The sequence below is a fragment of the Rhodococcus sp. (in: high G+C Gram-positive bacteria) genome (assembly GCF_049591685.1).
Classification (GTDB): domain Bacteria; phylum Actinomycetota; class Actinomycetes; order Mycobacteriales; family Mycobacteriaceae; genus Rhodococcoides.
In genome coordinates, this window is the sequence record NZ_JBAWFH010000019.1 from 1 (window position 1) to 7,067 (window position 7,067).

Annotated in this window: 8 protein-coding genes; 1 reads left to right on the forward strand and 7 read right to left on the reverse strand. The window is 65.6% G+C overall.

Annotated features, from left to right (window positions below; genetic code table 11):
• The 4 genes from WBQ44_RS00615 to WBQ44_RS00630 form a co-directional block, all read right to left on the reverse strand.
• Positions 1 to 548, reverse strand: a 548-nt coding sequence (locus WBQ44_RS00615; RefSeq protein WP_495564800.1) for a TIGR04282 family arsenosugar biosynthesis glycosyltransferase, incomplete at its 3' end; no start/stop codon positions are given.
• Positions 545 to 1,192: a glycosyltransferase family 2 protein gene (locus WBQ44_RS00620; protein WP_495564801.1), complete on the reverse strand. Its 648-nt coding sequence runs from the start codon at positions 1,190 to 1,192 to the stop codon at positions 545 to 547. The genes WBQ44_RS00615 and WBQ44_RS00620, both read right to left, overlap by 4 nt.
• Positions 1,185 to 2,240 (reverse strand): NAD-dependent epimerase/dehydratase family protein, encoded by a 1,056-nt coding sequence (locus tag WBQ44_RS00625; protein ID WP_495564802.1) that lies wholly within the window; start codon positions 2,238 to 2,240, stop codon positions 1,185 to 1,187. The genes WBQ44_RS00620 and WBQ44_RS00625 overlap by 8 nt, the downstream gene beginning before the upstream one ends.
• Positions 2,237 to 3,046, reverse strand: a complete 810-nt coding sequence (locus WBQ44_RS00630; protein ID WP_495564803.1) for an S-methyl-5'-thioadenosine phosphorylase — start codon at positions 3,044 to 3,046, stop codon at positions 2,237 to 2,239. Before WBQ44_RS00630 ends, WBQ44_RS00625 begins: the two co-directional genes overlap by 4 nt.
• A 128-nt stretch (positions 3,047 to 3,174) precedes the next feature.
• On the opposite strand from WBQ44_RS00630, the gene WBQ44_RS00635 reads away from it, so the two are divergent.
• Positions 3,175 to 4,470, forward strand: coding sequence for a hypothetical protein (locus tag WBQ44_RS00635; protein WP_495564807.1), 1,296 nt, complete (start codon positions 3,175 to 3,177; stop codon positions 4,468 to 4,470).
• 35 nt (positions 4,471 to 4,505) lie between these two features.
• Here the strand turns inward: WBQ44_RS00635 and WBQ44_RS00640 are convergent, their stop codons facing one another.
• From WBQ44_RS00640 to WBQ44_RS00650, 3 genes are read right to left on the reverse strand one after another with little or no spacing between them, the layout of a single operon-like run.
• Positions 4,506 to 5,177, reverse strand: coding sequence for a class I SAM-dependent DNA methyltransferase (locus WBQ44_RS00640; protein WP_495564804.1), 672 nt, complete (start codon positions 5,175 to 5,177; stop codon positions 4,506 to 4,508).
• A gap of 3 nt (positions 5,178 to 5,180) precedes the next feature.
• Entirely contained in the window at positions 5,181 to 5,669 is a 489-nt protein-coding gene (locus WBQ44_RS00645; RefSeq protein WP_495564805.1) for a hypothetical protein, read from the reverse strand.
• A complete protein-coding gene (locus WBQ44_RS00650) occupies positions 5,666 to 6,964 on the reverse strand; it encodes a molybdopterin-dependent oxidoreductase (RefSeq protein ID WP_495564806.1) in 1,299 nt (432 codons plus the stop codon). The genes WBQ44_RS00645 and WBQ44_RS00650 overlap by 4 nt, the downstream gene beginning before the upstream one ends.
• Between the last annotated feature and the right edge of the window lie 103 nt (positions 6,965 to 7,067).

Consider the following 7,067-nt stretch of genomic DNA (forward strand, 5'->3'; position numbering starts at 1 on the left):
GGGATGATGTGCGCGCCCAGGGCGGCCAAGGACGAAGCGGTTCTCGCACCCGTGTCGGGCGTCGACATCGGTACGTCCCGTAGGGCACGGGCCAGCGTCGGATCGGGGATGCCCAGCGCCCACCATCCGCCGTCCTCCGCCATGCCGAGCACCGTTCGGCCTGGCTCGGTGAGGTGGGCCGCCGAGGAGTTCAGCAGGGCAATATCGATCTGCGGTGTGTCCATACCGATCTGGAAGACGGGATGGCCTGTCGCGGCGTCGAAGTGCGCGTTGATCAGCCGGTCGGCAAACCCGTCGCCGCGTTGGGTCACCACGGTGAACGTCGCCAACCGCGCCTTCAGTTCGTCGGCGCGTGCGGCTTTGTCGAGGTCGCCGGTCAGGGCTATGACGCGAGCGCCGAAGTCGGCGTCTGCTACCGCGTCGAGGGTGTCCAGAAGGGCTGCGGCGGCGATGTCGGCTGCGGCGTCGAACCCGATGGTTGCAGCGAGGCGGGTTTTCGCGAGACCGGGCACGGGCGCCTTCGCCACGACGAGCGCGGTGACCTTCACGAGAGCACCTTCCAGAAGTCGCGGACTGCGCGCACGGTGCCGAGGGCAGAGCCGGACACCTTGGATTTGCCCGCGGTGCGGGGGTTGTACGACACGTCGAGTTCGACGACCTTCCATCCTGCGCCCGAGGCGAGGACAAGCAATTGCAACGGGTAGCCGGAGCGGCGGTCGGTAACGCCGAGGTCGAGCAGCGGTTGTCTGCGTACCGCACGTATCGCACCGAGATCGTGCACGGGCAGCGCGTACTTGGTGCGAAGGCGTAGTGAGAGAACGACATTTCCGAGCCGGGCGTGCAGTGGTGAGTTGCCGGATCGGCGTCGACCCACCGCGAGGTCGGCGTCGGCGAGTGCGGCAACCAGTTTCGGTAGATCCTCCGGGTCCATCGAGCCGTCACCGTCGAGCACGCAGACGACGTCCGTTCGGGCGGCGACGACGCCGGCGTGGACGGCGGAACCGTAGCCGGGCACCGGTTCGTGCACCACTGTGGCGCCGTGCTTCTCGGCCACGCGCGCAGTGTCATCGGTGGAGTTGTTGTCGACGACGATCACCCGGTAGCCGTCGGGCATGCGGTCGAGTACGCCCGGTAGCGAGCCTGCCTCGTTCATGCATGGGATGACGACGGTGACCTCGCTCGGCTCATACACGGGGCGCACCTGTTCCTTCGGCGTCTCGCAGCGGCGCGGTGGCGAACTCGCGGAGACCGTCGACTGGCCCGATTGCGGCCGTGAAACCGATGGCGCGGCGCGCGCGCTCGGGGCTGGCGACGATGTGCCGGACGTCGCCGGAACGATACTTACCGGTGATTTCCGGTGCCGGCCCACTGCAGGCGTCGGACAGAGCGGAGGCGACCTCGCCGATGGTGATGGGTTGTCCCGAGGAAACGTTCAGAGCCGTGAACCCGGGAAGAGCTGCGTCGATGGATAGTACGTTGGCGGCGGCGATGTCGGAGACGTGCACGAAATCGCGGGCCTGTCGACCGTCCTCGTACACCTGTGGCGCCTGTCCGGCCTCGAGCGAGGAGCGGAACATTGCAGCGACTCCCGAGTACGGCGTGTTCCGAGGCATGTGTGGCCCGTAGACGTTGTGATAGCGCAGTGCGGTGACGGAACCACCCGTTGCCGAGGACCATGCCAGCGCGTAGTTTTCCTGCGCCAATTTACTTGCGGCGTAGGTGCTTCGTGGCTGCAGTGCCGAGTCCTCGTCGACGAGCGTCCAGTCGAGCGTATCGCCGGTGTCGGGATCGGTGTTGTCGAACCGTCCGGCGTCCAGATCGGCGCGTAACCGTGCGCCCGGGACGACGATGTCGCCCGCGGCGTTTCGGTATTTTCCCTCCCCGTAGACGACCATGGAGGATGCCAACACCAGTCGGCTGCAGCCGACTTCGGCCATGGCGGCCAACAGAACGGCGGTGCCGAAGTCGTTGTGGCTGGCGTAAGCGGGGGCGTCGGCCGCATTCACACCCGCGCCGACCACAGCTGCCTGGTGACACACCACGTCGACGCCGGCGAGGCGGTCGACGAGTGCGTCGTGATCTCGAACGTCGAGCCGCTCGATACCGTCGACGGACCCGGCCGTGCCGTGGGCTGATTCGAGCATCGCGTCGACGGCAACCACGTCGTGAGTCGGGAGGATCGATGCCAGAATGTGGCTACCGATGAAACCGGCAGCGCCGGTGAGCAGTACGCGTGTCATGGCAGCTCGATGGGAAGTGAGACGCCGTCGTGCACTCGGCACGATTCGCACGGGCCCATGAGGGCGGCGCCGATAGCTCCGCGGACCAGAGCCTTGAGCGGTTCGATGTTCTTCTGGAACTCGGCGAACACATCGACAGCTCGAACGCCCTGTCCGGTTTCGATTCCCGCGTCGAGATCGGTGACCAGCGCGATCGGGGTGTAGCAGAGTTCGAGTTCGCGGGCGAGAACTGCCTCGGGGTGGCCCGTCATGTTCACCAGCGTCCAACCCTGCCGTGCGAACCACTGGCTTTCCGCACGCGTCGAAAATCGGGGCCCTTCGACGACGACCATCGTTCCCCCGTCGACGACGCCGTCCTGCAGAGCTGCGGAGCGGAGGTCAGCGCAGTACGGGTCGGCGAACTCGACGTGGATTCCACCGTTGTCGAAGTACGTCTGCGGGCGTCCACTCGTACGGTCGACCAGTTGGTCGGGCACCACGACGGTTCCCGGGCCGTACTCGGGAACGAGACTGCCGACAGCACACGGCGCGAACACCCGCTGCACACCCAGCATCCGCAGCGCCCACATGTTGGCGCGATACGGCAACGTGTGCGGGGAGTACTCGTGCCGAGCCCCATGGCGCGGGAGGAACGCCACGCTTCTGCCGTCGACGTCGCCGATGGTTATCGGACCGCTCGTCGGCCCGTACGGCGTCTCCAGCGACACGGTGTCGACGTTGTCGGAGAAGAACGAGTAGAACCCACTGCCGCCGATCACGGCGACGTCGGCTCGGCCGTTTCGGTCAGGTAGGGAATGCGTTGTCATGGCTCGGTTCTTCCGTCCTCTTCTATGCTGAGCGTCGGACACGATTCTTTCGACGTTAGGTGCACGCTATCCGCAACTGGAGAGAGTCTCTCGCAGCCAAGCCGAAAGCCGCCGGCGCTGCAACGGCCATCGCTGGATTTTCGGCGGTTGCCCTCGTGGTGACTGCCTTCGTCGTTCCGTACCTGGGCAACGAGATCGTCACCCCCATCATCAACCGAACCCCACAGCAGGTACGCGATTTCGCGGATGCAGCACCACTTTTCGGGTTCCGTGAGATCCATGTCGGGTGGGGCACCCCGTTCGCGATCGTCATCGCCGTCGCCGGCGTGCTGTGGGGCCCGGAACTCGCTCGGCGCCTGCCGTGGCGTCGTCTGTTGTTGACGACGTGGGCGGCGTCTGGAGCCTGGACCATGTCGCTGGCGATGATCGACGGGTGGCGTCGTGGATTCGTCACGCGGCTCGCCTCCACGGACGAGTACCTCTACGAGGTCCCGGGGGTCACGGACATCCCGGCGATGCTTCGTGGCTTCTCCGACCGAATTCTCGACTATCAGGCCGATTCGTGGACGACGCACGTGTCCGGTCATCCGCCGGGAGCGTTGCTGACATTCGTGTGGCTTGACCGCCTCGGCTTGGACGGCGGTACCTGGGCGGCGTCGCTGTGTGTGTTCGTCGGTACCAGCGCGACGGTGGCTGTCCTGGTGGCCGTCCGTGCCCTCGGCGACGAGACGATGGCGCGTCGCGCAGCACCGTTCGTCGTGCTGGCCCCCGCAGCGATCTGGGTTGCCGTCTCGGCCGATGCGTTCTACATGGGCGTTGTCGCGTGGGGTATCGCACTGTTGGCGATTTCGACCAGACGGTACCTGTGGCCCGCGTCGATAGCGGCGGGCGTGCTTCTCGGCTTCGGTATCTATCTGAACTACGGGCTGGTGCTGATGGGTCTGCCTGCGATCGCTGTGCTCGTCGCGGCACGAACGGCGTGGCCGCTCATCGGCGCGGTCGCGGGCGCGCTCGTCGTGACGGCAGTTTTCACGTGGGCAGGCTTCTGGTGGTTCGACGGCTACGAGCTGGTTCAGGAGCGGTACTACCAGGGCATCGCGACGGATCGACCGTTCGAGTACTGGGGGTGGGCCAACATCGCTGCGCTGTTCTGCGCGGTCGGGGTTGCGGTGCCGGCTGCGTTCCCGCGCATCTTCACTCGCGTCCAGCCGGTCAACCTGCTGGTCATCGGTGCCATCGCGGCCGTGGTGATGGCAGATCTGAGCCAGCTGAGCAAGGCCGAAACCGAGCGCATCTGGCTGCCGTTCGCGCTGTGGATGCTGCTTGCGCCCGCAGTTCTTCCGCAGCGGACGCACAAGTTCTGGCTCAGCCTGCAGGTGCTCGCGGCGCTGGCGATCAACCATCTGCTGTTCACGAATTGGTAGTGCGCCCGTGTGCCAAAAACGTTGTTGGAACAACACTATCCGCGCACGGGGGAAGTAGCCGCGCTCTCGAGCCGCGCGAAGTACCGACCGTGGATCGGCGCGATGTCCACGACGACGAGTCCGGCGGCGCGGGCCAGTCCGGCCGTGGCATTGACGCTGACGCTGGCCCACGCGAACCAGTCACCGACCAGGGTGTCTGTTTCCCATCGCACTGTTTGAGGCTGCACATGGTCCGCTCCGGGTGGCTCGACTTCGGCGATGACGGCGCCGTCGGGGCGGATGAGTTCGGCCGCTCGGCGCAATAGCCGGACGGGGTCGCCGCCGATGCCGATGTTGCCGTCCGCGAGGAGCACACACGACCATTCGCCGGCATGGGGCAGCGGCTCGAACAGGTCGCGCAGTACGGCATTGCCACCGCGTCCGACGGTGAGGTCGACCGCTTTTCTGGAGGTGTCGACGCCCAGTGCCGAGATCCCGCGTCGGGCGAGCCCTTCGGTCAGGCGCCCGGGCCCGCAGCCCAGATCGAGTGTGGGGCCCGAGCATTGGCCGATCATGGACAAGTCGGCCGATCGGTCTTCGTCGCTCGACGCGTCCCCGCCCATCCAGCGGTCGGTCGGTAGTGACTCACGGGAGCCGTCGGAGCGGCCCATCCAACACGGGAGGCCGGAAGAGGCGCGGCTGAACAGGTCGTCGGCCGTGACGGTCATGGGCTACTCCTTCGGTGGTGCGGAGGTTGCGAGCCGGGCGGCGTAGACGAGTGCGCTGACGCCGAACATCCCCGCTGTCAGCGCGAGCCACCGGCCGAGGTAGGGCTCTTGCGTCAATCCGGTTGCGGTGGTGAATGTTTCCGAGCCTTGTTCGATGATGCCGGGGAAGAACAGTGCGAAGGTGAGCGCCGTTCCGAGCAGTGGGATGCGAATGTAATTCAACGGAGGGATGCGTAGTTTCAGGCGGGGTGCGCGGCCTCGAACGGCGTCGATTCCCGTCCGCAGCGATCGGTCGGCCAGGGAGTAGATGGGGAAGAGCACCAGATCGTGCACGATGACGGCGCCGGCGAACCACACGGCGATCGACTGCCACCAAACATCGCGGTTCCAGAAGGTCTGAAGTCCGGCCACGTACACGACATAACCCACCAGGGAGAAAGCGAAACCCATGGCGAGCAGATGGAGTGGGTGTGCGCCATAGAACCGTCTCATCGCGGTGACCTCGACTCGGGTGCGGAAAACTCGATGGTGGCTACCCACTTTGTGTTGTGCACCCCCGGCATGGCCGGGACGATGATCCTGGCGGGGTAGCCATGATCGGGCGACAGGTCGACGCCGTTGACACGTAGGGCAAGAAGCGAATCGGGGTGCAGTACCTGGTTGGACTGCAGTGTCGCTCGGCGGAACGGGCCGTTCTCCTCGATCGAGTTGACCACTGCCGACTCGATCGTCTCGATGTCCGCGACGCCCGCCGCTGCCGCGAGGTCGCGTAGTCGGACGCCGGTCCAGGTTTGCACCGTCGACCATCCTTCGACGCAGGCGATGGGGAGTTCGGCGGTGTGCTGCTCCATGTCGAGTAGCTGTGCGCGGTTCATACTGACGGGTGCGGGACCTCCCGTCAGCTCGAGCGTCCAATCCGCGCCTGTGCTGGACTCGTCGATACCGGCAGCGAGGGCGGTGCGATTGATCTGAAAGTCGTTCGGTCCGTCTCCGTAGGAGCGGCCGCGGGGAAGCAGGAAGGCGGTGGTTCGGAGAACTCCGCCGGTGGTTTGTCCGATAGTGAGGATGCCGATGAACAGCGCGCCTCCGCCGACGAGTGCGAGAGCTCCGCGCCGACTGATGGTCGCCTCGGCTGGGTTGTTCGCGATCAGATCGGAGTCTCCGGCTTCCTGTTCGAACTGCTTCTCGCGAAGAACAGACATCAGCGATCGGCCGCGGAGGGTGCGAAACATCACGGGAGTCTTGAGCAGGGCATGGCTTACGAACCCTGCTATGAAAATCCACGCACCCCAGTAGTGGGCGGTGTAGAAGCTGAAGCCGAAGATGTAGTCGTACTGAATGTTGAGGACGCCGGTGACGATCTCGAACAGAATCCCCCCGACGAGCATGATGAGCGAGAGGCGTTCGAACGCTTGCGCTATGGAGCTCACTGGTGGCGTCACAAAAAGTTTGGGGATGACCGACCACAGCTTCGCAAGAACGATCGGCACCAGAACAAGTCCGAGTCCGACGTGCAACCCCTGGGTGAGTCGATACAACCAGGCCGGATCTGTGGGCCAGTCGAAGTGGGGTAGGCGCAGCCAGCCGACATCGGCAGGCATGGCCTGACCGAACTGCGGTCCGTAGGCGCTGTACGACAGCAGGCCAGTGATGATAACGATGGGCAGCCCGACCAGCAGAATCGCGCCGAAAATGGAGGTTAGCCAAGGGCCGCGCAAGGGGCTACGCGGCCGAGCGCGCGAGGCCACCGGGTTCGGTGACTTCGCGCGCTCGGGTTGTGCTGACATCTGCGCAGTTGAGCTACGCGGTTGCGACGGTGATGGTCGCGACGCCCACGAGGAGGCCCGGGGTGACAGCGTCGGTCTTGAACGTGTCGTTCAGCAGGCCGGC